Source organism: Burkholderia sp. BCC1644, assembly GCF_902833225.1.
GTDB lineage: Bacteria > Pseudomonadota > Gammaproteobacteria > Burkholderiales > Burkholderiaceae > Burkholderia.
Genome location: NZ_CADFEI010000044.1, coordinates 1 through 1,966, shown reverse-complemented (window position 1 = coordinate 1,966; position 1,966 = coordinate 1). Strand labels below are relative to the sequence as shown.

Below are 1,966 nucleotides of genomic sequence, written 5' to 3'. Positions count from 1 at the left end.
ACCGATCACTTCTTCGGCACGATGTTCGTCACGTTGCGCCGCGCAGGCGATGCGCTGCTGATTTCGCACAAGAAGATCGTGCTGAAGAACGACTACATCCGGCAGGTGCTCGACGTCTATCACGTCTGACGCTGTTGTTTTGTCATGAAAAGAAGTGGAGGTGACACCATGTCCAGCTACAAGATTGCACTGAATTTCGAGGATGGGGTAACCCGCTTCATCGATTGCAAGGCCGGCGAGAAGGTGCTCGACGCAGCCTTCCGCGCGAAGATCAACCTGCCGATGGATTGCTCCGACGGCGTGTGCGGCACCTGCAAGTGCCGCGCCGAAAGCGGCAGCTACGACCTCGGCGACGACTACATCGACGACGCGCTCACCGAGGACGAAAAGGACGGCGGCCTCGTGCTGACGTGCCAGATGGTGCCGCAAAGCGATTGCGTGATCGCGGTGCCGACTTCGTCGGTCGCGTGCAAGACCGGGCAGAGCGGCTTTGCCGCGACGGTCACGAAGGTCGAGCAGCACAACGACGCGGCCGTCGTGCTCGAACTCGACGTCGGCGCGGCGGCACCCGTGTTCCTGCCGGGCCAGTACGTGAACATCGACGTGCCGGCGAGCGGCCAGCATCGTTCCTATTCGTTCTCGTCGGCGCCGGCCGACGCGAAGGTCAGCTTCCTGATCAAGAAGATTCCCGGCGGCGTGATGAGCACGTGGCTCGAATCGGCGCAGCCGGGCGACACGCTGGAACTGCACGGTCCGCTCGGCAGCTTCTACCTGCGCGACGTGCAGCGGCCGCTGCTGTTCCTGGCGGGCGGCACGGGTCTCGCGCCGTTCCTGTCGATGCTCGAAGTGCTGGCGCGCAGCGGCTCGCAGCAGAAGGTGCACCTGATCTACGGCGTGACGCGCGATCTCGACCTCGTGCTGGTCGACGCGATCGAAGCGTATGCGGCGAAACTGCCGAACTTCAGTTTCGCGACGGTCATCGCGGATGCCGCGTCGGACCATCCGCGCAAGGGCTGGGTCACGCAGCACATCCCGGCCGATGCGCTGAACGACGGCGACGTCGACGTGTACCTGTGCGGGCCGCCGCCGATGGTCGACGCGGTGCGCAAGTATTTCGACGACGAAGGCGTGAAGCCGAACAGCTTCCACTACGAGAAGTTCACCCCCAACGTCACGGCAAAGGCGGCATGACCATGCAACGATTCTCCGGCAAGGTCGTCGTCGTCACCGGCGCGGCGCAGGGTATCGGCCGAGGCGTCGCGCTGCGCGCGGCGGCCGAGGGCGGCAGCGTGCTGTTCGTCGATCGCGCGGACTTCGTCGCCGAGGTGGCGGCCGAGGCGCCCGGCGGCGCGACGGCAGGCTTCGTCGCCGATCTCGAAACCTACGAAGGCGCGCACGCGGCGATGGCGCATGCGGTACAGACGTTCGGCGGCATCGACATCCTGATCAACGGGGTCGGCGGCGCGATTCGCATGCGCCCGTTCGCCGAATTCGAGCCGGCGCAGATCGACGCGGAAATCCGCCGTTCGCTGATGCCGACGCTCTATGCCTGTCACGCGGTGCTGCCGCACCTGCTCGCGCGCGGCGGCGGCACGATCGTCAACGTCTCGTCGAACGCGACACGCGGGATTCGCCGCGTGCCGTACTCGGCGGCGAAAGGCGGCGTCAACGCGCTGACGTCGGCGCTCGCGATGGAGTACGCGGAGCACAACATCCGTGTCGTGGCCACCGCGCCGGGCGGCACCAGTGCGCCGCCGCGTCGCGTGCCGCGCAATGCGGCCGGCGACAGTGCGCAGGAACAGGCGTGGATGGGCGAGGCCGTGCGGCAGGTGACCGACTCGACGTACTTCAAGCGTTACGGCAGCCTCGACGAGCAGATCGCGCCGATCCTGTTCCTCGCGTCCGACGAGGCCAGCTACATCACCGGCACGGTGCTGCCGGTCGCGGGCGGCGATACGGGTTGAGC

The 1,966-nt window shown here is 66.6% G+C and carries 2 protein-coding genes and 1 pseudogene; all 3 read left to right on the top strand.

Features of this window, described 5'->3' with window-relative positions; genetic code table 11:
• Positions 1 to 129: pseudogene (locus tag HWX87_RS37580) on the top strand (benzoate 1,2-dioxygenase small subunit); the annotation flags it as partial.
• 39 nt (positions 130 to 168) lie between these two features.
• On the top strand, positions 169 to 1,191 hold the full coding sequence (benC, locus tag HWX87_RS37575; protein WP_176051829.1) for a benzoate 1,2-dioxygenase electron transfer component BenC: 1,023 nt from the start codon (positions 169 to 171) through the stop codon (positions 1,189 to 1,191).
• Positions 1,188 to 1,964: a benzoate diol dehydrogenase BenD gene (gene benD / locus HWX87_RS37570; RefSeq protein WP_176051828.1), complete on the top strand. Its 777-nt coding sequence runs from the start codon at positions 1,188 to 1,190 to the stop codon at positions 1,962 to 1,964. The genes benC and benD overlap by 4 nt, the downstream gene beginning before the upstream one ends.
• The last annotated feature ends 2 nt before the right edge of the window (positions 1,965 to 1,966 follow it).

Excerpts from the sequence above, each read along its gene's own strand:
- benC (WP_176051829.1), top strand. The coding sequence starts at position 169 with ATGTCCAGCTACAAGATTGCACTGAATTTCGAGGATGGGGTAACCCGC.
- benD (WP_176051828.1), top strand. The coding sequence starts at position 1,188 with ATGACCATGCAACGATTCTCCGGCAAGGTCGTCGTCGTCACCGGCGCG.